The following is a 22,903-nucleotide window of genomic DNA, read 5'->3' as shown; positions in this document are numbered from 1 at the left end:
TTTCCTTGGTAAATAAATTTATATTTTGTAACTTTGTCAAGAATTTAAAATCTTAAGATGAAAACTACAAAAATTATATACTACGTTTCTACAACATTATTAACTTTATTAATGCTTTTTTCTGCAGGAATGTATTTTTTCAATCACGCAGAGGTAGCAGGTATGTTTACAAATTTTGGGTATCCAACCTATATTATTTATCCATATGCAATTGCAAAATTATTAGGTTTGGTTGCGTTATGGTTTGTCGCGAATAAAACGGTTAAAGAATGGGCATATGCTGGTTTTTTCTTCGCATTTATTTTCGCTTTTTTTGCACATATAATGATTAATGATGGAGAACAAATGGGAGCAATACTAGCAATGGTGTTTCTAATTACTTCATACATAACTTCTAAAAAATTAAACTAATGGCAAATTCTAAAGTAGTTTTAACAAACAAACATTATTTAGCAGAAGCAAAAGTGAGAAATCATTTTTCTGTAATTGACGAACCTGTTTCTGCAGGAGGAGATGATAATGGACCAACACCCGTAGAATATTTATTAACTGCAATTGGTGGTTGTGTTTCTATCACTTTAAGAATGTATGCAGAAAGAAAAGGTTGGGATGTTGGCGAAATAACGGTGAATGTTTCTCAAGTAATAGAGAATAACAAAAGATCTTTAACCGAAGAAATTTCTTTTGAAAAAGAAGTAACAGAAGAGCAAAAGAAAAGACTGTTGACTATTGCAGGTAAATGTCCTGTAGCAAAAATGGTAAAAGGAGAAACAAAAATAGTTACTAGTATTCAGTAGTTGTAAAGGAGCAGTTTACAGTCACAGTTTTCAGTTGCATTAATAAATTAAACGTTTTTACGATTCAACTTTTAAACAATTCAACAATTACACAAAATTTGAAAATATGAAAAAAATACTAGCCTTTGCAGGAAGTACAAGTTCTACATCAATCAATAAAAAATTAGCAACCTTTGCTGCAGAAAATTTAGAAAACACCTCTTTTGATGTTATCGATTTACGAGATTTTACGTTACCAATTTATAGTGAAGATGAAGAGAAAAATGGATTTCCAGAAGACGCAAAAAAGTTTTCTACTTTGTTAGATAATTATGATGGATTTATCCTTTCATTGGCAGAACACAATGGTTCTTACGCTGCAGCTTTTAAAAATATTTTTGACTGGAGCTCAAGAATTGAAGCAAAAGTTTTCAGAAACAAACCTTTATTATTAATGGCAACTTCTCCAGGAGCTTTAGGAGGTAAGTTTGTTTTACAAGCAGGAGAGCAAAGATTTTCTAGACAAGGTGCAAAAGAATTAATTACATATTCTTTACCTAGTTTTTATGATAATTTTAAAGAAGATGTAATTGTAAATAAAGAATTATTGAATTCCTTAAAACAAGAAGTTAGTAAATTTGAAAACTTTGTTCACCAATAAAACAAAACAATATTTAAAATTAGGAATGTAGTTTTTTTGTTTAAAGATTAAAATTTATCAACCGTTTAAAAGAAATTTATTTCAAAATGATATTCGTTGTAATTTTTTAGTTTTGAACACTGAACACTGAACACTGAACACTGAACACTGAACATATTATGGGAGATATTTCTAAAGACATAAAATCGAAGTTTGTAAACAATAAAGTAAAAGCTTTAATCAATATAAAGTATACTGCAAATTGGTTAAGCAGTAAAGAAGCAACATTTTTTAAACCTTACGGAATTTCATCACAACAATATAATATACTACGAATTTTACGTGGAGCAAAAGAACAAATAAAGGTGCAAATTGTAAAAGATAGAATGATTGAAAGAGCGCCCAATGCAACACGTTTAATGGATAAACTATGTGATAAGAATTTAATTGATAGAGAGCGTTGTAGGCATGATAGAAGAGTTGTTTATGTGAAAATTACAAAGACTGGTTTAGAATTATTATCAACAATTGATGCTACTAAAAATCTTTCTTTTTTAGATAATATTACAGAAGAAGAGGCAACTATTTTAAGTAATCTTTTAGATAAAATTAGGTAGAAAATGAATACTATAATTCATAAATCAGCAAATAGAGGACATGTAAATCATGGATGGTTACAAGCAAATCATTCGTTTAGTTTTGCTAATTTTTATGATTCAAATAGATTACAGTTTGGAGCTTTAAGAGTTTTAAATGATGATTTAATTGCTCCAAGTATGGGTTTTGGGACACATCCTCATAAGGATATGGAAATTATAACGATTCCATTATCTGGCGTTTTAAAACATAAAGATAATATGGCAAATGATTGGATTTCTGTTTTACCAGGAGAAGTTCAAGTAATGTCTGCAGGAACAGGAGTGTATCATTCAGAAATAAATGGCTCTGAAACAGCACATTTAAGTTTGTTTCAGTTATGGGTAATTCCAGAAAAAAATGGTGTGAAACCTAGATATGATCAAAAAGAATTTGATGAAATTGATAGAAAAAATAAATTACAAATATTAGTAAGTTCGTTTAATTCTGATGATGAAAATAGTTTAAAAATACATCAAGATGCACAAATTTCTAGAATTGATTTGGATGAGAATCAAAGTTTTGAATATCAATTAATATCTAAAAATCATGGAGTTTATGTGATGAATATTTTTGGAGAAATAGAAATTGATGTTACCAAATTAAGTAGTAGAGATGCTTTAGGAATTTATGAAACAGAAAGTTTTAACATTAAAACTAACTCTAATTCAGAATTATTACTAATAGAAGTACCCATGTAAAAAACCATAGATATAAAATAATATACACCTCAAAGAATCATTTCTTTGGGGTTTTTTCTTTTCAAAAAATAAACATATCTTGCAAAGTGTTATGCATGCATAATAAATTTAATTCCAAAAGACATGAAATATAAGCACATTTTTGAACCCTTAGATTTAGGATTTACAACTTTAAAAAATAGAATTTTAATGGGTTCTATGCATACAGGTTTAGAGGAAGAAAAAAACGGAATTGATAAAATTGCAACCTATTATGCAGAAAGAGCAAAAGGTGGAGTAGGATTAATTGTTACTGGAGGTATTTCACCAAACATACAAGGTTGGACAGCTCCTTTTTCTGCAAGAATGTCTACAAATAAACATGCAAAACATCATCAAAAAATAACAGATGCAGTACATAAAGAAGGAGGTAAAATTTGTATGCAAATTCTACATGCTGGTCGTTATGGATACCATCCTTTTAATGTAGCTCCTTCAAAAATAAAATCGCCAATAACACCATTCACACCTTATAAATTAAGAGAATCTGGTATTAAAAGAACCATTAATGATTTTGTTAATAGTGCAGAATTGTCTCAATTAGCAGGTTATGACGGTGTAGAAATTATGGGTTCAGAAGGTTATTTAATAAATCAGTTTATAGCAAAAAGAACCAATAAAAGAACCGATTCTTGGGGTGGTGCGTATGAAAATAGAATGCGTTTACCAATAGAATTGGTAAAGCAAACTAGAGAAGCACTTGGAGAAAATTTTATTATTATCTACAGATTATCAATGTTAGATTTAGTAGAAAACGGAAGTTCTTGGCAAGAAGTTGTTCAACTAGGAAAAGAAATTGAAAAAGCTGGAGCAACTATTATAAATACAGGTATTGGTTGGCATGAAGCAAGAATACCAACCATTGCAACATCAGTACCAAGAGCTGCATTTACTTGGGTAACTAAAAAAATGAAAGAAGAATTATCAATTCCGTTGATTACTTCTAACAGAATTAATATGCCAGAAACTGCAGAGAAAATACTATCAGAAGGAGATGCAGATATGATTTCTATGGCACGTCCTTTTTTAGCTGATCCTGAGTGGGTTAATAAAGCTGAAGCTGATAAAAGTGATGAAATAAATACGTGTATTGGTTGTAATCAAGCTTGTTTAGACCATGTTTTTCAACAAAAAGTAGCAAGTTGTTTGGTAAATCCAAGAGCTTGTCATGAAACTGAATTGAATTATAATCCAACAGAAAACAAAAAGAAAGTTGCCGTAATTGGAGCAGGACCTGCAGGATTAGCAGCTGCAACAATTTCAGCAGAAAGAGGTCATACTGTTACTTTGTTTGATGCTGATAAAGAAATTGGTGGTCAGTTTAACATAGCAAAACAAATTCCTGGTAAAGAAGAGTTTTATGAAACCTTACGTTACTTCAAGAAACAAATAGAAATCCATAATGTTGAAGTTAAATTGAATACTAAAGTTTCAGTAGAAGATTTAAATGATTCAAATTTCGATGAAATTATTATAGCTACAGGAATTAAACCTAGAGAATTAAAAATAGAAGGAATTAAACATCAAAAAGTATTAAGCTATATTGATGTTTTAAAACATAAAAAACCAGTAGGAAAACGTGTTGCTGTAATTGGAGCAGGAGGTATTGGTTTTGACGTTTCAGAATATTTAACACATAAAGGAGAAGCAACTTCACAAAATATTGATGCTTGGTTAAAAGAATGGGGAATTGATAAAACTTTAGAAGCCAGAGCTGGTATTGAAAACGTTAAACCAAAATATGAAGTCTCTCCTAGAGAAGTTTTTATGTTTAAAAGAAGTAAAGGGAAGTTTGGAGGAAATCTTGGTAAAACAACGGGTTGGATTCATCGTTCTTCTTTGAAAAAGAAAAATGTCCAATTTATCAACGAAGTTCAGTATACAAAAATTGATGATAAAGGGTTGCATTATACTCAAAATGAAGAAGCTAAAATCTTAGAAGTTGATAATGTAATTATTTGTGCTGGTCAAGTTCCTTTTAAAGAATTGTATCAACCATTATTGGATGCTGGTAAAAATGTACATGTAATTGGTGGAGCAGATTTTGCAAGTGAGTTAGATGCTAAAAGAGCTATTAATCAAGGTGCAAGATTAGCAGCTAACTTGTAATTATTTAAAAAGTACAATCATAATAATTAGCAAGTTTTTTATATTTGTTGCATCTAAACAAATAATGTTTATTTCAAAAAAATATAAATCATGAAAAATATAATTTTTATCTTAATAACTTTCTTAACCTATACTATTTTAGCACAACCTCCAGGAGGTGGTGGTAGAAGACAACAAGGTACATCAGCACAATCAAACCAAACACAAAAACCAGTAAAATTTAATGCAAGTAATATGGCTGGTATTTTTTATTATGATATTGAAGATGTAATAAAAAAAACTAAGGTTAAAGAAGAAAATAATCAGTTTTTAGTCAGCAAAGAATTAAAAAATTATAATTTTAAAGTGAAAGAAATTTCATTTTTAAATTCTAAAAAATTTACAGATTTAGATGCTGTAGTTAATTCTATTCCTCAAGGAGGTGATATAGAAGTAATAAAAAAATTAAGAACAAAGATTGATGAGTTGATTAAACCCGTAAGAGAAGATATTCATGAAATGGAAAAAGTGCTAAATGATAATTTATCGAAAATTTTATCAGAAAAGCAATTTAAAAAATGGTTGAAATATCAAAAGAAAAAGAAAGAAAGTATACAGCCAAAAAGGGCTAAAAACAATCAAAGACAAGGCCAAAGGCAAATGCAAAATGGAGGAGGTAGAAGAAGACAATAATTTTATGAATTGATAAAAATTCTACTTTGGTAGTTTTTTAGATTTATTTCTAAAAAAAGATTAAAAATAAAAATGCTATTTTTAGCAAAATATATAAACTATTTATGAAATTATTTACTGCTCAAGAAATTGTAAAACTTATTAATGGTAAACTTATAGGAAATTGTAATGATCAAATAAATGCACCAGAACAAATAGAAAAAGCAGTAAAAGGAAATATAACCTTTATTGGGAGCTCAAAATATGTAAAGTTATGGAAAGATTCTAATGCAAGTATTGCTGTAGTATATGAAAATATAAAAATTGAACCTGGAGAAGGAAAAGCATTTATAAAAGTAAAAAATGCAGATTTAGCTATGGCAGTTTTATTAGAAGCTTTTGAGCCAAAATCACCAAGTTTTGAAAAAGAAATACATCCTACTGCAGTTATAGATAAAACTGCAATATTAGGAGTTGGTTGTAAAATTGGAGCAAACACTTATATAGGGAAAAATGTAGTATTAGGAGATGGTGTAACAATATATCCTAATGTTTCCATTTTCGATGATACAACAATTGGAAACGAAACAATTGTTTGGTCAGGAACTGTAATTAGAGAAAGAAGTAAAATTGGTAGTCATTGTATTTTTCATCTAAATGTAAGTATTGGTGCTGATGGATTTGGGTATAGACCAAGTAATGATGGTAGAGGTTTAGTAAAGATAATACATATTGGTAATGTTGTTATTGGAAATGGAGTTGAAATTGGAGCAAATTCTTGTGTAGATCGTGGAAAATTTAGTTCTACTATTTTGGGTGATGGTTGTAAGATAGATAACTTAGTGCAAATTGGTCATAATTCTGTTTTAGGAAGATGTTGTATAATGGCAGGAAGCAGTGGTTTAGCAGGTTCTGTAACTTTAGGAGATGGTGTTATTATTGGAGGTAGTGCTTCTATAAAAGATCATGTTACAATACATTCTGGAGCAAAAGTAGGTGCAGGTTCTGGTGTAATTGCAGATGTTGCAGCTGGTAAAACAGTGGTGGGGTATCCTGCTTGCGACTCTAGAGAAAAAATGAAACAATGGGTTGCTTTGCGTAAACTTGGAAGAAATTAAGATAAGCTTATTATTACTATTTTTGAGAAAAAAAAATGAAAAAAATAGTATATACCCTAATTATATTTACTTCTATCAGTTTTTTATCACAAAACAGTACTAGAAGAAATCTTACTCAAAAAGAGTTTTTAGTTCAGAACGACAAGTAAGAGTTGAAAAAAGTTGGAATTAAACTGCATTTTTTTATTTGAGACTTCTTTATAATAAAAAAAAATAAATAACGATATTTGCGATTCAACAAACTAATTACGAATTATGGGAATGAATAAAAATACTGTCCTTGGTTGGGCAACATTAATAATGATAGTTGTGGGACTAGGATTAATCGCAATTGGAATTTTTAAATATAGGGAAGTTTCAGCTTGGGGATTTGCAGCTGTTGGTTTTGGTTTCTTTTCGATTGCCTGGGTTTTTAATGCCCTAAAAGGAAGAGTATAAAGTCTACTATTTCTGTAGCATTTTTTCAAATAAAAATATAAAATATAGCATAATGAGTGACGATAAGAAAGTAATCTTTTCTATGAATAAGGTTTCTAAAACCTATCAATCAACAGGAAAACAAGTTTTAAAAGATATTTATTTAAGTTTTTTCTACGGAGCAAAAATTGGAATTCTTGGTTTAAATGGATCTGGAAAATCTACTTTATTAAAAATAATTGCTGGTGTAGAAAAGAATTTTCAAGGTGATGTTACTTTTTCTCCAGGTTATAAAGTTGGTTATTTAGAACAAGAACCACAATTAGATCCAGAAAAAACAGTTTTAGAAGTTGTTAAAGAAGGAGTTGCAGAAACAGTGGCTATTCTTGATGAATACAATAAAATAAACGATATGTTTGGTTTAGAAGAAGTCTATTCTGATGCAGATAAGATGGAAAAACTAATGAATCAACAAGCAGAATTACAAGATAAAATTGATGCTGCCAATGCTTGGGAATTAGATACCAAATTAGAAATTGCAATGGATGCTTTAAGAACGCCAGATTCTGATAAAAAAATAGGAGTACTTTCTGGTGGAGAAAAACGTAGAGTAGCACTTTGTAGATTATTATTACAAGAACCAGAAATTTTATTATTAGATGAACCTACTAACCATTTAGATGCAGAATCTGTACATTGGTTAGAGCATCATTTAGCTCAATATAAAGGAACTGTAATTGCAGTAACGCATGATAGATATTTCTTAGATAATGTTGCAGGTTGGATTTTAGAGTTAGATAGAGGAGAAGGCATTCCTTGGAAAGGAAATTACTCTTCTTGGTTAGACCAAAAATCTAATAGAATGGACCAAGAAAGCAAAACAGCTTCTAAACGTCAAAAAACATTAGAGCGAGAATTAGAATGGGTTCGTCAAGGAGCAAAAGGTCGACAAACAAAACAAAAAGCACGTTTGAAAAACTATGACAAATTAATGAGTCAAGACCAAAAACAAGTTGATGAAAAATTAGAAATTTACATTCCTAATGGTCCACGCTTAGGAACCAATGTAATAGAAGCAACTGGAGTCTCTAAAGCTTTTGATGATAAAATATTATATGAAAATTTAGAGTTTAATCTTCCTCAAGCAGGAATAGTGGGGATTATTGGTCCAAATGGTGCTGGTAAAACTACTATTTTTAAAATGATTATGGGAGAAGAAACTCCTGATAACGGTAATTTTAAGGTAGGAGAAACTGCAAAAATTGCTTACGTAGATCAAGCACACTCAGACATCGACCCAAACAAAACAATTTGGGAAAATTTTTCTGATGGACAAGATTTAGTAATGATGGGAGGAAAACAAGTGAACTCTAGAGCGTATTTAAGTCGTTTTAACTTTTCTGGTAGTGAACAAAACAAAAAAGTAAATACACTTTCTGGAGGAGAAAGAAACAGGCTTCATTTAGCAATGACACTAAAAGAAGAAGGTAACGTTTTACTTTTAGATGAGCCAACAAATGATTTAGATGTAAATACTTTAAGAGCTTTAGAAGAAGGACTAGAAAATTTTGCAGGTTGTGCAGTGGTAATTAGTCACGATAGATGGTTTTTAGATAGAATTTGTACACATATTTTAGCTTTTGAAGGAAATAGTGAAGTATATTTCTTTGAAGGATCTTTCTCTGATTATGAAGAGAATAAGAAAAAACGTTTAGGAGGAGACTTAATGCCAAAACGTATTAAATATAAAAAGCTTATTAGATAAAAAAGTTATGAAAAAGCGTATTTTAAAAACACTAATATTATTACTATTTGTATTTATCTTTTCTTGTGAGAAAGAAAGTACATGTCAAACAAAAAAACAATGTTATAGTGATGGGAATGGGGGGCAAACTTGTGTAGAAGTTCCTATACCTAGAACTTGTATTAATAATAGTTTTGGTATTTAATATGTAGAAAATATTTTTCTTGACAATTTTATTTCAAATAAAAACAAAATAAAAAGCCTCATTTCTTTAAGAAATGAGGCTTTTAACTTCTACTTTTTCTATCACAACTAATTAGTGGTTAGTTGTAGTTCTTTTTCGAATTTTCATATTACAAATGTAAAAAACTACCTTAAAAATAAACCACGTATAAATACCTGTTTTTTAGTTTCTTCTTTTTCTTTCGGTTGTTTTTTTAGTATCTATTTTTCTTTTTGTAGATTTATTTATAGTTCTATTAGAGTTAATAGGTTTATTATTAACACTTTTTTTAATAGTGTTTTTTGAAACAGAATTTCTGTTTGTATTTATATTAGACCTTCTAGTTGTAGAGTTAGTATTTCTTTTTTCAATTATAACTTTTCTATCAGAATTTACAGAAGTAGGTTTTCTATAAGTTGTATTGTTTCTTCTTAAATTATTTTTAGTAATATTCTTTAATATAGTTGTAGCTGGTTTTTTTCTTCTTATAGTTTTACTTCTTTTACTTGTATTAGCATTTGTGTTTGCTCTATAATAAAAGTAGTTTCTGTCTTCTCTAATTTTAATATAATTTCTTTTAAAGTCATCTCTATAAAAATAAGCATCATTATAATTAAAAATATCACCAATATTTAAATTAATTCTAAAGCCATTATGGTTATAATAATTATCTTTTACATTTCCGTAAAAACTAGGATTTCCCCAGTAATTATATCTAACTTTTAAGTTACCAACATTGGTTAATTGACCTCTATAATATCTCATGTTAACGTTTCCAATTTTTGTTACATTTCCATTTCTATCGTAGTTAATATTTGCATCACCTATTCTTTTTATTCTACCCCTAAAGTCTTTTTCAATTCTAATTTTTCTTTCATTACGATTTTTATTGTAGTTAAAATAGGTCTTATTATAATCTGAATTAAAATCAAATTCGCCATTTGTAAAAATGAAAAATTCAATCCCACGTTCTATAAAATTTACAGCATTATTATAAGAGTAATTAAACCCAATTCTGTTTGATAATTCATTGCCGTTTTTGGCTTCAACAGTAGAAACCATCATAAACATTCCTAATAATATAAGTACACCTTTTTTCATAATATATGGTTTTAAGGGTTTTGCCTACTCTAAATACTTTTCGGCTTCCGTATTCGATTATCATAAATTCAAATAGTGTGCCAAAAAAATGAATAATTAATTTTTTTTTATGTGATTATTTAAATTATATGTACGTAAAGGTTTGTTGTATAGTGATTTATATTTTTAAAAAAAATTTTTAAAAAAGAGAAATAACTTGTAAATTGAGTCAAATTTTAACGACCAAATTTGAAATTATTTTTTTATGATTGATGCTATTGAAAAAAACTTGCAAAGAGGGATTAATTTATTAAATTCAATTTCAAACGAACAATATTCTGATGCTACTTTAGCACCATATTATTCAAGTATTGGATGTCATATGCGTCATATTTTAGATGTATTTTCTTGTATTTTTGAAGGTTTAGATAAAAGTAATGTTTGCTTAAATAAAAGAAATAGAAATCAATTAGTAGAACAACAAACAAATTTAGGAATTGAGTATTTCGAAAATACAATTCATCAATTAAAAGTATTAGGTGCTACAGATTTTTCTAAAACAATTATAGTTTCAGATGACATGGGGTTAGGTGTTGAGTCTGTAAATTATACTTTAGGAGCAATTTTAATGCAAGCTCATAGTCATGCAATTCATCATTTTGCAAGTGTAGGGTATATTATTTATCATTTAGGAATAGAATTACCAGACGCAGATTTTGGTTTTAACCCAACTACACCAAAGTTAAATTTACAAAGGAAATAAATAACGATTATTAGCTTATTTTTAGAGTATAAATTGTACTATTTTGCTGTATGATTACTTCTTTGCAATTTGTAGGGTGTATAAATTGATATTCTTTTTGATGATTAAAACATGTTTTATCAATTGTAAATAAGGTTTCAAAATCTTTTACTCCAAAAGAATTATATCTAGAAATTTTATAAAAATTATCATCTATTTTTTCTTCAATATTAAACCAAGCACCACTTCCAATTCCACCAAGCCAAGTTCCTTTTTTTAATTTAAAAGTTTTTAAATCTGGTTTTTCAGTACCAATTAGGTTGGGTTCTCCTTTAAAACTTTTAAAAAATGAAGCTTTGTATTCCTTAGTAATAGACCTGTTTTTGTATTCTACAAGCTGTTGCTTAAAGATAGAAAATATTTTGTTAGTTGTATTGCCTTTAATTACATTTCCAATAGGACTAGGAGTAAATAAATTAGATTGTTTTAATTGTTTATCAATTTTATGATTAGTTGTAGAAGAAATAATTGTATCCGTAACAAAACGTGCGCAATTAGTGCCGTTTTTTATAAAAGCACCGTAAGGAATTTCTTTATTATGTATTAGTTGATAAATGTAATTTTTAGCTTTATTAAAATCAATTTTATCATTTATACTAGCAACTAATCTGCCATCACCATGCGTTTTTTCAGGATGCTTTTCAATCCAAAATAATATTTCTTTTAGATTATTTAACTCTCCATTTTTAAATTTAGCTTTTATGCCAACTTTTACATCAGGATCTGTTTCTTTACAACGAACACGTCCATTTCCATAAGTTGTAATGTATCTTCCAAAATCGAAATAATTAATTTCGGAATTCCCTTTTTCTATCAATAATAAAGCAGCATGTCCTGCTTGTACAGCGTGTTTACCACCAATACCTATTTTTGGCCAAATCTTACTAGATTTTTCCCAATAAGCAGGCCTTACTACTGTATCTGGGTAAGAAAGAATTATTATTATTCCGTCAGAATTTTGCATGCTGTTAATTATTAAACAAAGCTTTTAATAAAATTTTGAAAGTTTTAAAAGCAAAGTAAATTGTAAAAATGATGAGCAAACCAGCAACCGTTAAAATTAGATAAGACATATATTGTTTTGGTGTGTTTTCAAACTTTTTTAAAGCTTTAAACCCCATAGTAAGAGAAATAGGAGATGTAATAAAAAGTAGAATTAAAATACCTAAATGTTTTAATCCTTTGCCCAATAAATTTACATCTGTACTCATTTTGTGTAGTTTTTAATAGCTGTTCTAACATTACCAAACTTTTGTAATAAACTAGCAGCTTTTACTTGGTCTATATTTAATTCTTTAGCTAACATTTTTTGTCCTCTTTCTACCAATTTATTGTTAGAAAGCTGCATATCAACCATTTTGTTACCTTTAATTTTTCCTAATTGTATCATTGTTGCTGTAGAAAGCATGTTTAAAACAAGCTTTTGTGCAGTTCCAGCTTTCATTCTCGAGCTTCCAGTTACAAACTCTGGACCAACAATAACATCAATAGCAAATTTAGCTGTATTAGATAAAGGGCTATTTTTATTACAAGAAATACAACCAGTAATAATATTGTTTTCATTACATTTTTCTAGTGCAGCAATTACATATGGCGTTGTGCCAGAAGCAGCAATACCAACCACAACATCTTTGTCTGTAATTTTATGGTCTTGTAAATCTAACCAACCTTGGTTTTTAGAATCTTCTGCATTTTCAACGGATTTTCTTATGGCAATATCTCCACCAGCAATAATACCAACCACCAATTCATGAGGTACACCAAAAGTTGGCGGACATTCAGAAGCATCTACAACACCTAATCTCCCAGATGTTCCTGCACCTAAATAGAATAACCTTCCACCATTTTGTAATTTATTTACAATCTGTTTGGTTAAAGCTTCAATTTGGGGCAAAGCTTTTTCTACAGCTAATGGTACTGTTTTGTCTTCGTTATTAATATTGGTTAATAAATCTGCTACAGACATCTTTTCTAGATGATTGTATTTAGAATCTTGTTCTGTGGTTTTTATAAAAATCATTATTCAAAAATACAGAATTCTATGTTATATTCTGTATTATTTTTTGGGCGTTTTAACGGGCTTTACACTATATCTTTTTTTAGAAAAATAAAAAAAGGATGTCGTTTCAATCCCTAACGCAAAAGCTAGTTTAATAAAGGAATTTAATTTTTTTCAACTAACTCTATTGTAAAGGTATCTGTTTCAGAAATATGAAAATAACCTAAAGGAAAATTCTCTTCTTTAGTTGTGTTTATCATATTACCTAATAAAGATGATGGTACAGCCTGAAAAGGTCCACCACTATTTTGACCACTTTGGCTAACCAAAATCTGGAAATATGTGTAATATTCTTTGGTAATACCAGAAAGTCTAACAACTACAGTTGAAGGTAATTCTATTTCTTTCATATCAATATAATATGAAAAATTGTATTCAGAACCATTTAAAAACTGATCCTCAATGGTTGTAAAATTATTATAATCAAAATTAAATAAATAATAATTTTCTTTTGTACCATCATCTGTAAATGAAGTTTTAATTTCAATTTCATCACCAGAAAACAGCGTTTTATCACCTTGTTCAATATTATTTATAACAGCAGATTTTACTTTAGTTGCTTTTCCATTATAGGTTTCATTGTCATGAATAATTGTCAATTCATATTCAATATCATCTTCAGGTATAAAAGAAGTTGTTGGTTCGTAATTTCCATCAGCATTTACAGCAGAAAAATTAATAACACTATTGTCTGATAAGTTGGTTAAAAACACAGTTGCATTTGTAACTGCAGGAATTTCATCTTCAAAATAATCTGAAGATAAACTAAGTTTTACTGTAGTATTTGCAACAACTGGGTTTTCATCAAATAAAACTTCAAAAGAAGCATCAATAATTAATTTTGGTTCTATAGAAGGAACATCAACATCTATTACTTTTTCACAACTGGTAAAAAAGAATATTGTTAAAATTGGAAGTAAATATATCTTTTTCATTGGGTTAAAATTTAAAATTATAAGTAACAGAAGGCACCATACCAAAAATAGAAGTTTGTACAGCTTCATTTTTAAAGGTTTCTCTATTTTGAGAAAAATTTATAGAAGCAGCATTTTGCCTTCCATATAAATTATAAATTCCAAAAACCCATTCTCCTTGCCATTTTCTGTTTTTATTCTTTTTAGGAGTTAAAGTTGCAGAAACATCTACTCTATGATATGCAGGTAATCTGTCTGCATTTCTTCTATTATCATCATAAATTGGCACATTTAAACCTTGTATTTCATATTGACCAACAGGGTAATTTGTAGGTTGCCCAGTTTGAAAAACAAAGTTGGTATTAAATTTCCATTTATCATTTAATTCATAACTAGCATTAATAGAAAAGTCGTGTGTTTTGTCATAAGGAGTATTGTACCATTCTCCACTATTAATACCAGGTTCATTAGTAGTTCTACCAGGTGTTAATTGTTCTGACCTAGATAATGTATATGCTAACCATCCTTTAAATTTACCTTTGTTCTTTTTTAATAAAACTTCTAAACCATAAGCTCTTGCTTTTCCGTTTAAAATTACGGTTTCAATTTCGTTGTTAGCAACTAAATTAGCGCCATTTATGTAGTCTATTCTATTTTGAATGTCTTTATAAAAAGCTTCTGTTTCTATAGAATAATCTCCCTCTTTTAGTGTCTTAAAATATCCAATTGCAAATTGATCTAATAACTGTGGTTTTATATATTTTCCACTTGGAGTCCAAACATCTAAAGGAGTAGGAGAAGAGGTGTTAGATAGTAAATGTAAATACTGTGCCATTCTATTATAACTAGCTTTAATAGAAGTATTTTGATCTACAATATAGGATATTGAAAGTCTTGGTTCTAAATTATTAAAACTGCTTATTACATCACTTTTATTAAAATTTTCTGTACCAATTGCCTCTGCAGATTCATATTTTTTAAATTCACTATTATAAATTACAGCCTCATTGTTTGTGTAAATATTTAATTCACTTTGGCCTAATCTTGTAAAATTGCTAAATCGAATTCCATATTGTAATCTTAGATTATTGTTAATTTTATGTTCTGCATCTATATAAGTAGCAAATTCATTGGCATATTTATCTATTAACTTTTCTGCTACTATACCAGAATCTTCTCTGTTTGGTCTAATTTCTCCTGGATTAAATTTACTGTAGATATTATTAATACCATAACTCAATTTAAAATTACTACTTAAGTAGTGTTTAAAATCGTATTTTAGGTTATAGTTTGTAATTCCAGAATCCCACTCAAAACCAACAAAATCGAGAGTTAACCCATAGAAATAATCAGAATATATTAAAGATAAATTAGAAAATAATTTGTCTGAGAATAAATGATTCCAACGTAAATTGGCAACCTTATTTCCATACTTATTTACAAAACTATCACTAATTCCAAATACATCTTTACCAAAATAACCAGAAAAGAAAACACTATTTCTGTTATCAATTCTATAGTTAATTTTAGTATTTAAATCATAAAAATAGGCGGTGTTATCAATATCAAACAATGGTAAGAACAAGTGTGCATAAGAAGATCTACCACCAACTAAAAATGATATTTTTTCTTTTTTAATTGGTCCTTCAATTAATAATCTAGAAGAAACCAAACCAATTCCTCCTGTAGTTTTAAACTCTTTACTATTTCCTTCTTTTTGATAAATATCTAAAACGGATGATAATCTTCCTCCGTATTTTGCAGGAATTCCACCTTTGTATAGCTTAACATCTTTTATAACATCAGGATTAAAAACTGAGAAAAAACCAAATAAATGAGATGAATTAAAAACGGTTGCTTCATCTAATAAAATTAAATTTTGATCTGCAGCACCCCCTCTTACATTAAAACCAGAAGCACCTTCGCCAGCACTTGTAACTCCAGGTAATAAAATTATAGATTTAATAATATCTGCTTCACCCAAAACAACAGGAATTTGTTTTATGGTTGATGAAGTAAGTTTGTTAACACTCATTTGAGGAGTTCTAACATTTAGTTTTTCGATATTAGATTCAATAATTATTTCATCTAGACTTTCTGCTTCTTCTTTTAATTTGAAGTTTTTTGATAGTTTGTTTTTTAAGTTTATAGTTTCTGTAATAGTAGAAAAACCGATATAGCTAACCTGAATTTTATAACTTCCTTCTGGTAAAGTAACAGAGTAGAATCCATATTCATTGGTTGTGGTACCAATGTTTATTTCTGGAAAATAGATAGAAACACCAATTAAGGTTTCATTATTTCTATCATCATAAACAGTTCCGCTAATGGTGTTTTTTTCTTGGCTAAATAATGAAAAAGTCAAAAATAAAAATAAAAAGAATATTTTTTTCAAATGTAATTTTCTGTTTAATGTTTGAGTTAATAATTTAAACAAAAATACAATTCTAAAAGATAATAAAATGTTAAAAAAGAAGTTTTTTAATGTATCCGTTAATAACAACAAAAGCCGATGAATAACATCGGCTTTTGTTAAAAAAAAATGTTTTAAAAAATTAAATCGATTCTAAAACCTTATTTAATGTTTCGTTAGGTCTCATTGCAGCGTTAGCTAAACTATCAGTAGGTTGATAATAACCTCCAATATTATTAGCCTTACCCTGAATTTCATTTAATTCGGAAACAATTTTTGATTCATTCTCTTTTAAGTCATTTGCTATTTTAGTAAAAGAAACTTTTAAATCAGCATCTTTATTTTGATTTGCTAATCCTTCTGCCCAATACATTGCTAAATAAAAGTGACTTCCTCTATTGTCTAACTCCCCAACTTTTCTTGAAGGAGATTTGTCATTTTCTAAGAATTTATCTGTTGCATCATCTAAAGTTTCAGCTAAAATTAAAGCTTTAGAGTTGTTGTTAGAAGTTCCTAAATGTTCTAAAGAAACCGCTAATGCTAAAAATTCTCCTAAAGAATCCCAACGTAAGTGATTTTCTTGTAAGAATTGCTGTACGTGTTTAGGAGCAGAACCTCCAGCACCAGTTTCAAACAATCCACCACCATTCATTAAAGGAACAATAGATAACATTTTTGCAGAAGTACCAACTTCTAATATAGGAAATAAATCTGTTAAATAATCACGTAAAACGTTACCAGAAACAGAAATTGTATCTTCTCCCTTAGCTATTCTTTTGCAAGTAAATATGGTAGCTTCAATTGGAGATAAAATTCTAATATCTAAACCAGAAGTATCATGGTTTGGTAAATATTTGTTTACTTTTTTAATGATTTCTGCATCATGAGCTCTATTTTTATCTAACCAAAAAACAGCAGGTGTTTTAGAGGCTCTAGCTCTTGTTACAGCTAATTTAACCCAATCTTGAATTGGTAAGTCTTTAGTTTGACACATTCTCCAAATATCACCTTCTTCAACATTGTGCTCTAAAAGAGTGTTTCCAGAAGTATCAGTTACTATAACTTTACCTTCAGAGGCAATTTGAAAGGTTTTATCATGAGAACCATATTCTTCTGCTTTTTGAGCCATTAAACCAACGTTAGGTACTGTACCCATTGTTGTGGGATCGAAGGCACCATTCTTTTTACAGAAATCTATAGTTGCAGCATATATACCAGCATAAGAACTATCTGGTATTACAGCTTTAGTGTCTTGCAATTCTCCTTTGGAATTCCACATTCTACCAGAAGTTCTAATCATTGCTGGCATTGAAGCATCAATAATTACATCTGAAGGAACATGTAAATTGGTAATTCCTTTATCGGAATTTACCATTGCTAAATCTGCATTTTTTTCGAAAGCAGCATCTATATCAGCTAAAATTTCAGCTTTCTTTTCCACAGAAACTTCATCTAAGTTACTTAATAAGTTTCCAAATCCGTTATTTACATCAACTCCAATTTCATCAAAAGTAGTTTCATGTTTTTCAAATACATCTTTAAAATATGTTTTTACGGCTAAACCAAAAATGATAGGGTCTGAAACCTTCATCATTGTTGCTTTCATGTGTAAAGAAAGTAAAACCCCTTGTTCTGCAGCATCTGTAAACTCTTTGTCTAAAAAAGTTAACAATGCTTTTTTACTCATTACAGTTGCATCTATAATTTCGCCATCAATTAAAGCTAAGTTTTCTTTTAAAGTAGTTTTAGAACCATCATTAGCAATGTGAGTAATATTAATATTAGTAGCGTTTTCTATTGTAATAGATTTTTCATTGTTTGCAAAATCTCCTTCGCTCATAGTTGCAACATGAGTTTTAGAGTCTGCAGCCCATGCACCCATAGAATGTGGATTTTTACGAGCGTAGTTTTTAATTGCTTTTGGCGCTCTTCTGTCTGAATTACCTTCTCTTAAAACAGGGTTTACAGCAGAACCTTTTACTTTATTATAGAGTGCTAAAACAGCTTTGTCTTCATCTGTATTTACTTCTTCTGGATAATTAGGTAATTTGTAACCTAAAGTTTGTAACTCAGATATTGCAGCTTTTAGTTGCGGTACAGAAGCACTAATGTTTGGTAATTTAATAATGTTAGCTTCTGGTTTTTTTGCTAAATCACCTAAAATAGCTAATGCATCTTCAACCTTTTGTTCTTCAGTAATGTAATCTGAAAAATTAGCAAGAATTCTTGCAGCTAAAGAAATGTCTTTCACTTCAATTTCTATATTCGAAGATTTTGTAAAAGCTTTTACAATAGGTAAGAATGATCTAGTTGCTAATGCAGGAGCTTCATCAGTCTTTGTGTATACAATTTTAGCTATTTTACTCATTATATTGTTAATTTTATAGTTAATTATTTCTGTACGAAATGCTTTTCGTAAAAAAAGTGAGGCAAATTTATGAATTAAAAATGATATTTTTATTGGTAAATTGTTATTAATTACATGTTTTTTTTATTGATTTAACAATAAAAAAAGGTTATTAATGTGAATATGGGTTTATTTAAAAATAAAAGCCATATCGTACAATTTCTTGTAGTGATATGGCTTCTTAGAAATAGTATCCTGTATTGTTTTGTATTGCTACAAAATGGAAATAAAAGTTGCTTTTTATCTCTTTCTTTTTACAAAGAAATTACTGTTTACTAATTCTGGTTTTGAAACATCCTTAATTAAAAACCAGCATTCTACTTGTTTAAAATTTTTATTAATGTTTCGATTGTTTTTTTCTTAAACCGTTAACTAATCTATACATCTAAATAAGTTGCTATGTATGAATCATTATAAAAACTTCATTTAAATTCAGTTTACCTTAATTGTCTTACAGTTTCTATAAATTTTCATCTATAGTCTCTAAGTTACATTTTAGGTCTACTTACTTTAGTTTAAAATTTTAGACTATAATTTATCAATTTAGACTTATATAAAAAAACTAATCTCTAGTTAGTGAGAAAAACAATATATAAAGAACGTTACTTTATTATTTACTTGATAATTTTATTAGTTTTTTTAAGGCTAATAATTTTAATTAACGTGTAAATTCTGTCACAAATATATATCTGATTTTAGTATTAGGAAATTTTTTAACTATTTAGAAATCAACACAATATTAACTATGCTTATTAACAATTGTTAACTAAAAAAAGCGTTGTGAAAATCACAACGCTTTTTTAATACTTTTATGAAAAATAAATTATCTTCTTTTTTCAGTAATTCTAGCTTTCTTACCAGTAAGACCTCTAAAGTAGAAAATACGAGCTCTACGTACCTTACCTCTTTTGTTAACTTCAATTTTTTGAATAGAAGGTAAGTTTACAGGAAAAATTCTTTCTACTCCAACAGTACCAGACATTTTTCTGATTGTAAAAGTTTCTGAAAGTCCAGAACCTCTTCTCTGTAACACAACTCCTCTGAAAAACTGAGTACGAGTTTTGTTTCCTTCTTTAATTTCGTAGTATACAGTAATTGTATCTCCAGCAGCAAATTCTGCAAATTCTTTTTTTGTTACAAATTCGTCTTGTACAAATTTTATTAAAGATTCCATATCTTTTAATTTAATTGGTTTTGTAAAGCAACATTCACGATTTCTTCGTCAGAGGTTAATTTAGCGGTTGCAAAAGTAAACAATATATTTTGTTGAAAAAAACTAAAACTAATTATTTTTTTGCTTGATAGTTAGTACAATAGAAAACCCAGAATTTTCTAGATTCTTTACCATTGATTTTAATTATAATTGGTTCTAATTCTGTTACATTCTCAAAATGATTATTTAACAAAGGGTGATAATCATCTTTTGGATCTTTATTTTTAAAACGTTTATCGGAATCTATAAATAAAGCGTTTTTAGTATTTAAAGTTGATAAATCATCTCCTAAATAATCGAAATGTAAAGCAGGTAAACCTATAATGTTTTGTGCATATACTTTATCATCCATAAAAAAGTTTAAACAAGCAGAAGTTTTATAATTATCATTAGAAAACACAAAAGTATTTGGATGTTTTTCTTGTAATTTTTCTGTTTCTAAAGCTAATTCTTCCCAACCAACCCAAGTATCATCACTTTTAATAGGAGCTAAATAGAATATTACTTGTAGGCTTACTAAAACATGAAAAACAATAGAAATAATGATTTGAGTTTTTAGTAATTTCTTGTTGATAAACATTCCTGCTAAAATGATTCCTGTAATGTAAGAAGGCATCATCCAATTTAATTTTACCCAATAAATAGGAGTAAGGGTAAAGAATCCAACAAAAGTTGGAATAAAAAATGCCAATAAAAACAATGTTTTGGCTTGTGGAATTTTAAATTTAAGTAAAGCTCTTTTTACATATTTATACGTAAATGTGATAAATATTAAAAATAAAACAGGTAAAAGTAAAAACATTTGATGCCCAATTGCTCCAAAGAAATTCTTAGGAGAAATCTTAAATTCTGATATAGAACTTGTTCTTTCTGATGATTGAAATGCAAAGGATGCAAATTCGTTTTGATAATTCCAATACCAAACAGGGAACGTAACAGCAATTGATATTATTAAGGATATCCAAAGCCAAGGAGAAAGGAATAGTTTTCTGTATTTGTTAGAAAAAATAAGAAATGCAAATAATCCTATTTGTAATAATAGTGCTGTGTATTTACTGTTAAAGGCTAATCCCATTGCAATTCCGCCTAAAAGCCAAAATATTTTTTTATCCTCAAAAATAGCTTTGTACAAACAGATTAAACTCAATGTCCAGAATAATAATAATGGTACATCTGGCGTAGAATTAAAAGATAATATGGAAACAAAAATGGTTGAAGCTAATAAAATAATTGCTCTTTGTAATTTTTGTTTTGATAAAAAATAAGAAGCAAGTTTATAAAAACTTAAGATAGTTAATGAGGTAATTACAAAGTCTGCAAATTTGACTGCAAATATTGAAGTTCCAAAAACATCTGTAAAAATCCTTAAAATGTAACCAATCATTCCAGGATGATCAAAATAAGATAAAGATAAGTTTTGACCATATAAATAATAGTAAGCATCCTGTGGCATTAAGCCCATAAATGGTAATAATAGCAATCTAAATAATTGAAATCCTAAAACCAAAGATATGGCTTTGTTGTTTTTTAAAAAAGATGAAAACTTATTCATTTTCTAATAAATCTGGTCTTATTTGTTTTGTTCTTTCGTAAGCTTTTTCACTTCTCCAATCATCAATTTTTGGGAAATTACCAGATAATAAAATATCAGGAACTTTCATGCCTTCAAATTCTGAAGGTCTTGTATATACTGGTGGAGATAATAAATTGTCTTGAAAAGAATCTGTTAATGCAGATTGTTCATCGCCAATAACACCAGGAATTAAACGTACAACAGCATCAACCAAAACTGCTGCAGCCAACTCACCACCAGTTAAAACATAATCTCCAATAGAAATTTCTTTGGTTATGTATTTATCTCTTATTCTTTGATCTACACCTTTATAGTGCCCCGTAAGAATTAAAATATTCTCTTTTAACGAAAGTGTATTTGCAGTTCCTTGGTTTAAGGTTTTTGCATCTGGAGTCATATAAATAATTTCATCATATACTCTTTCTGACTGAAGTTTTTTTATACAATTAGATATTGGTTCTATCATCATAACCATACCTGCACCGCCACCAAATTGAGTATCATCTATTTGTTTGTAATTTCCTAAACCATATTCACGTAAATCGTGAATTATAATTTCTGATAAACCTTTGTCTTTTGCTCTTTTAACAATAGAGTGATTAAAAGGACTTTCTAATAAGTTTGGAGCAACTGAAATAATATCTATTCGCATTTTGCAAATGTACTATTTTTGTTGGTTTTAAATGTAATGAATTCTGAATGAGAAATTATATTTCTTATGTTTATAGGTTACTATTATTGCTTAAATTTGCTATTCATATGGAAGAATTAACACTTACAACACCTGCACTTTTATTTTCGGCAATTTCTTTAATAATGTTAGCCTATACAAATCGTTTTTTGGCATATGCATCTGTAATTAGAAATTTACATGCAATTTATTTAGAAAGAAAAGAAGCGTCTTTGTTAAGACAAATTAATAATTTAAAAAAGCGATTAAATTTAACGAAGTTTATGCAAATTTTTGGTATTTCTAGTTTGCTTTTTTGTGTAGTTTCTATGTTTCTAATATATATACACTTAAATTTAGCAGCAATTTGGGTTTTTGGTTTTGCTTTAATTTTATTAATTATTTCTTTAGCTTTATTAATTAAAGAAATACAAATTTCTACAGAAGCATTAAAGCATCATATTGCAGATATTGAAGAGCATTTTGAAAAAAAATAATTTTTTTTAAATAAAAATCTCAAAACAATGTTTAAGGTTTTAGGGCTTTATAATTAAATAAATAATATTATTTACCCGTTGTGCATTTTAAATTATACTAATTTTAATATTATTGATATTTCTATTGAAAATAAACTTATTGATGTATTGAATTGTAGTTAAAGCAGTTATTTTAGATAAAATTCTAGTTTTAAAACCGTCAAAAGACTTTGCATAATTGC

At 28.4% G+C, this 22,903-nt stretch carries 23 protein-coding genes and 1 pseudogene; 13 read left to right on the top strand and 11 right to left on the bottom strand.

Annotated elements, in window-relative coordinates; genetic code table 11:
- Window positions 1-57 precede the first annotated feature (57 nt).
- The 11 genes from ABJG40_RS04420 (at window position 58) to ABJG40_RS04370 (ending at window position 9,036) form a co-directional block, all read left to right on the top strand.
- On the top strand, window positions 58-411 hold the full coding sequence (locus tag ABJG40_RS04420) for a DoxX family protein (protein ID WP_348023358.1): 354 nt from the start codon (window positions 58-60) through the stop codon (window positions 409-411).
- The gene (locus tag ABJG40_RS04415; RefSeq protein WP_348023357.1) at window positions 411-797 is read left to right on the top strand and encodes an OsmC family protein; all 387 of its coding nucleotides are present in this window, start codon (window positions 411-413) and stop codon (window positions 795-797) included. The genes ABJG40_RS04420 and ABJG40_RS04415 overlap by 1 nt, the downstream gene beginning before the upstream one ends.
- 106 nt (window positions 798-903) lie before the next feature.
- Entirely contained in the window at window positions 904-1,437 is a 534-nt protein-coding gene (locus ABJG40_RS04410; RefSeq protein ID WP_348023356.1) for an NAD(P)H-dependent oxidoreductase, read from the top strand.
- Between the two features lie 158 nt (window positions 1,438-1,595).
- Window positions 1,596-2,033, top strand: coding sequence for a MarR family transcriptional regulator (locus ABJG40_RS04405; RefSeq protein ID WP_348023355.1), 438 nt, complete (start codon window positions 1,596-1,598; stop codon window positions 2,031-2,033).
- A 3-nt stretch (window positions 2,034-2,036) separates the two neighbouring features.
- Complete coding sequence (locus ABJG40_RS04400; protein WP_348023354.1) at window positions 2,037-2,753, top strand: pirin family protein; 717 nt, start codon at window positions 2,037-2,039, stop codon at window positions 2,751-2,753.
- Between the two features lie 123 nt (window positions 2,754-2,876).
- Complete coding sequence (locus ABJG40_RS04395; RefSeq protein ID WP_348023353.1) at window positions 2,877-4,901, top strand: NADPH-dependent 2,4-dienoyl-CoA reductase; 2,025 nt, start codon at window positions 2,877-2,879, stop codon at window positions 4,899-4,901.
- 90 nt (window positions 4,902-4,991) lie between these two features.
- Entirely contained in the window at window positions 4,992-5,573 is a 582-nt protein-coding gene (locus ABJG40_RS04390; RefSeq protein ID WP_348023352.1) for a hypothetical protein, read from the top strand.
- Window positions 5,574-5,677: 104 nt separating this feature from the next.
- Window positions 5,678-6,670: a UDP-3-O-(3-hydroxymyristoyl)glucosamine N-acyltransferase gene (gene lpxD / locus ABJG40_RS04385; protein ID WP_348023351.1), complete on the top strand. Its 993-nt coding sequence runs from the start codon at window positions 5,678-5,680 to the stop codon at window positions 6,668-6,670.
- A gap of 255 nt (window positions 6,671-6,925) precedes the next feature.
- Entirely contained in the window at window positions 6,926-7,108 is a 183-nt protein-coding gene (locus ABJG40_RS04380; protein ID WP_348023350.1) for a CAL67264 family membrane protein, read from the top strand.
- A gap of 52 nt (window positions 7,109-7,160) precedes the next feature.
- On the top strand, window positions 7,161-8,852 hold the full coding sequence (gene ettA, locus ABJG40_RS04375; protein ID WP_348023349.1) for an energy-dependent translational throttle protein EttA: 1,692 nt from the start codon (window positions 7,161-7,163) through the stop codon (window positions 8,850-8,852).
- 7 nt (window positions 8,853-8,859) lie between these two features.
- Window positions 8,860-9,036 carry a hypothetical protein gene (locus tag ABJG40_RS04370; protein WP_348023348.1) on the top strand — a complete coding sequence of 59 codons (177 nt, stop codon included), beginning with the start codon at window positions 8,860-8,862 and terminating at the stop codon, window positions 9,034-9,036.
- 201 nt (window positions 9,037-9,237) lie between these two features.
- On the opposite strand, the gene ABJG40_RS04365 is transcribed toward ABJG40_RS04370, so the two are convergent.
- Entirely contained in the window at window positions 9,238-10,155 is a 918-nt protein-coding gene (locus tag ABJG40_RS04365) for a hypothetical protein (protein ID WP_348023347.1), read from the bottom strand.
- Window positions 10,156-10,399: 244 nt separating this feature from the next.
- Here ABJG40_RS04365 and ABJG40_RS04360 point away from each other — a divergent pair, with 244 nt between their 5' ends.
- Entirely contained in the window at window positions 10,400-10,897 is a 498-nt protein-coding gene (locus ABJG40_RS04360) for a DinB family protein (RefSeq protein WP_348023346.1), read from the top strand.
- 10 nt (window positions 10,898-10,907) lie between these two features.
- On the opposite strand, the gene ABJG40_RS04355 is transcribed toward ABJG40_RS04360, so the two are convergent.
- The 9 genes from ABJG40_RS04355 to trmD all read right to left on the bottom strand — a co-directional run bounded on the left by ABJG40_RS04355 (window position 10,908) and on the right by trmD (window position 22,167).
- A complete protein-coding gene (locus ABJG40_RS04355) occupies window positions 10,908-11,900 on the bottom strand; it encodes a DUF6695 family protein (protein ID WP_348023345.1) in 993 nt (330 codons plus the stop codon).
- A 4-nt stretch (window positions 11,901-11,904) separates the two neighbouring features.
- The gene (locus ABJG40_RS04350) at window positions 11,905-12,147 is read right to left on the bottom strand and encodes a DUF6095 family protein (protein ID WP_348023344.1); all 243 of its coding nucleotides are present in this window, start codon (window positions 12,145-12,147) and stop codon (window positions 11,905-11,907) included.
- The gene (murQ, locus tag ABJG40_RS04345; RefSeq protein ID WP_348023343.1) at window positions 12,144-12,956 is read right to left on the bottom strand and encodes an N-acetylmuramic acid 6-phosphate etherase; all 813 of its coding nucleotides are present in this window, start codon (window positions 12,954-12,956) and stop codon (window positions 12,144-12,146) included. The genes ABJG40_RS04350 and murQ overlap by 4 nt, the downstream gene beginning before the upstream one ends.
- Before the next feature lie 143 nt (window positions 12,957-13,099).
- Window positions 13,100-13,930 (bottom strand): DUF4249 family protein, encoded by an 831-nt coding sequence (locus ABJG40_RS04340; protein WP_348023342.1) that lies wholly within the window; start codon window positions 13,928-13,930, stop codon window positions 13,100-13,102.
- A gap of 4 nt (window positions 13,931-13,934) precedes the next feature.
- On the bottom strand, window positions 13,935-16,304 hold the full coding sequence (locus ABJG40_RS04335; RefSeq protein ID WP_348023341.1) for a TonB-dependent receptor: 2,370 nt from the start codon (window positions 16,302-16,304) through the stop codon (window positions 13,935-13,937).
- Window positions 16,305-16,464: 160 nt separating this feature from the next.
- Window positions 16,465-18,690: an NADP-dependent isocitrate dehydrogenase gene (locus ABJG40_RS04330; RefSeq protein ID WP_348023340.1), complete on the bottom strand. Its 2,226-nt coding sequence runs from the start codon at window positions 18,688-18,690 to the stop codon at window positions 16,465-16,467.
- Window positions 18,691-19,552: 862 nt separating this feature from the next.
- Window positions 19,553-19,903, bottom strand: a complete 351-nt coding sequence (gene rplS, locus ABJG40_RS04325) for a 50S ribosomal protein L19 (protein ID WP_348023339.1) — start codon at window positions 19,901-19,903, stop codon at window positions 19,553-19,555.
- A 112-nt stretch (window positions 19,904-20,015) separates the two neighbouring features.
- Window positions 20,016-21,494 (bottom strand): glycosyltransferase family 39 protein, encoded by a 1,479-nt coding sequence (locus ABJG40_RS04320; protein ID WP_348023338.1) that lies wholly within the window; start codon window positions 21,492-21,494, stop codon window positions 20,016-20,018.
- Window positions 21,487-22,167, bottom strand: a complete 681-nt coding sequence (gene trmD, locus ABJG40_RS04315) for a tRNA (guanosine(37)-N1)-methyltransferase TrmD (RefSeq protein ID WP_348023337.1) — start codon at window positions 22,165-22,167, stop codon at window positions 21,487-21,489. Before trmD ends, ABJG40_RS04320 begins: the two co-directional genes overlap by 8 nt.
- 107 nt (window positions 22,168-22,274) lie before the next feature.
- Here trmD and ABJG40_RS04310 point away from each other — a divergent pair, with 107 nt between their 5' ends.
- On the top strand, window positions 22,275-22,682 hold the full coding sequence (locus ABJG40_RS04310) for a DUF2721 domain-containing protein (RefSeq protein WP_348023376.1): 408 nt from the start codon (window positions 22,275-22,277) through the stop codon (window positions 22,680-22,682).
- Between the two features lie 87 nt (window positions 22,683-22,769).
- On the opposite strand, the pseudogene ABJG40_RS04305 reads toward ABJG40_RS04310, so the two are convergent.
- Window positions 22,770-22,903 (bottom strand): annotated as a pseudogene (locus tag ABJG40_RS04305) (IS982 family transposase); the annotation flags it as partial.

It is taken from the genome of Polaribacter sp. (assembly GCF_039939415.1).
In the GTDB taxonomy this organism is placed as follows: Bacteria; Bacteroidota; Bacteroidia; order Flavobacteriales; family Flavobacteriaceae; genus Polaribacter.
The sequence above is the reverse complement of the archived record's forward strand: the minus strand, read 5'-3'. Positions and strand labels throughout refer to the sequence as shown.

Excerpts from the sequence above, each read along its gene's own strand:
- ABJG40_RS04420 (WP_348023358.1), top strand. The coding sequence starts at position 58 with ATGAAAACTACAAAAATTATATACTACGTTTCTACAACATTATTAACT.
- ABJG40_RS04415 (WP_348023357.1), top strand. The coding sequence starts at position 411 with ATGGCAAATTCTAAAGTAGTTTTAACAAACAAACATTATTTAGCAGAA.
- ABJG40_RS04410 (WP_348023356.1), top strand. The coding sequence starts at position 904 with ATGAAAAAAATACTAGCCTTTGCAGGAAGTACAAGTTCTACATCAATC.
- ABJG40_RS04405 (WP_348023355.1), top strand. The coding sequence starts at position 1,596 with ATGGGAGATATTTCTAAAGACATAAAATCGAAGTTTGTAAACAATAAA.
- ABJG40_RS04400 (WP_348023354.1), top strand. The coding sequence starts at position 2,037 with ATGAATACTATAATTCATAAATCAGCAAATAGAGGACATGTAAATCAT.
- ABJG40_RS04395 (WP_348023353.1), top strand. The coding sequence starts at position 2,877 with ATGAAATATAAGCACATTTTTGAACCCTTAGATTTAGGATTTACAACT.
- ABJG40_RS04390 (WP_348023352.1), top strand. The coding sequence starts at position 4,992 with ATGAAAAATATAATTTTTATCTTAATAACTTTCTTAACCTATACTATT.
- lpxD (WP_348023351.1), top strand. The coding sequence starts at position 5,678 with ATGAAATTATTTACTGCTCAAGAAATTGTAAAACTTATTAATGGTAAA.
- ABJG40_RS04380 (WP_348023350.1), top strand. The coding sequence starts at position 6,926 with ATGGGAATGAATAAAAATACTGTCCTTGGTTGGGCAACATTAATAATG.
- ettA (WP_348023349.1), top strand. The coding sequence starts at position 7,161 with ATGAGTGACGATAAGAAAGTAATCTTTTCTATGAATAAGGTTTCTAAA.
- ABJG40_RS04370 (WP_348023348.1), top strand. The coding sequence starts at position 8,860 with ATGAAAAAGCGTATTTTAAAAACACTAATATTATTACTATTTGTATTT.
- ABJG40_RS04365 (WP_348023347.1), bottom strand. The coding sequence starts at position 10,155 with ATGAAAAAAGGTGTACTTATATTATTAGGAATGTTTATGATGGTTTCT.
- ABJG40_RS04360 (WP_348023346.1), top strand. The coding sequence starts at position 10,400 with ATGATTGATGCTATTGAAAAAAACTTGCAAAGAGGGATTAATTTATTA.
- ABJG40_RS04355 (WP_348023345.1), bottom strand. The coding sequence starts at position 11,900 with ATGCAAAATTCTGACGGAATAATAATAATTCTTTCTTACCCAGATACA.
- ABJG40_RS04350 (WP_348023344.1), bottom strand. The coding sequence starts at position 12,147 with ATGAGTACAGATGTAAATTTATTGGGCAAAGGATTAAAACATTTAGGT.
- murQ (WP_348023343.1), bottom strand. The coding sequence starts at position 12,956 with ATGATTTTTATAAAAACCACAGAACAAGATTCTAAATACAATCATCTA.
- ABJG40_RS04340 (WP_348023342.1), bottom strand. The coding sequence starts at position 13,930 with ATGAAAAAGATATATTTACTTCCAATTTTAACAATATTCTTTTTTACC.
- ABJG40_RS04330 (WP_348023340.1), bottom strand. The coding sequence starts at position 18,690 with ATGAGTAAAATAGCTAAAATTGTATACACAAAGACTGATGAAGCTCCT.
- rplS (WP_348023339.1), bottom strand. The coding sequence starts at position 19,903 with ATGGAATCTTTAATAAAATTTGTACAAGACGAATTTGTAACAAAAAAA.
- ABJG40_RS04320 (WP_348023338.1), bottom strand. The coding sequence starts at position 21,494 with ATGAATAAGTTTTCATCTTTTTTAAAAAACAACAAAGCCATATCTTTG.
- trmD (WP_348023337.1), bottom strand. The coding sequence starts at position 22,167 with ATGCGAATAGATATTATTTCAGTTGCTCCAAACTTATTAGAAAGTCCT.
- ABJG40_RS04310 (WP_348023376.1), top strand. The coding sequence starts at position 22,275 with ATGGAAGAATTAACACTTACAACACCTGCACTTTTATTTTCGGCAATT.